We start from the raw sequence: 273 nt of genomic DNA, 5'->3' as shown, positions 1-273 counted from the left end.
CGATCGAGCGCCTGCTGGTGATGCAACTGCTGCTGTGCACTGCCATCGGCGGCTTCTTCGGCCCGGCGCCGACCGCCCTGGCCGAGCAGTTCCCGATCGAGGTGCGCTCCACCGGGGTGTCGGTGGCCTACAACGTTGCGGTGATGGTGTTCGGCGGCTTCGCCCCGCTGATCGTCACTTGGCTGAGCAAGGTGCTCGGCACGCCGGTGGCGCCGTCGTTCTATGTGCTATTCGCGTGCCTGCTGACGCTGCTGGGCACCTATTGCCTGAAAG

General features: G+C 66.3%; 1 pseudogene. It reads left to right on the top strand.

What is annotated here, in order from left to right:
* Nucleotides 1-273 (top strand): annotated as a pseudogene (locus tag SB772_RS40955) (MFS transporter); the annotation flags it as partial.

Origin of the sequence: Paraburkholderia sp. SIMBA_030 (assembly GCF_046535245.1) — a bacterium.
Taxonomy (GTDB): Bacteria; Pseudomonadota; Gammaproteobacteria; order Burkholderiales; family Burkholderiaceae; genus Paraburkholderia.
This window is presented reverse-complemented; position numbering and strand designations above follow the sequence as displayed.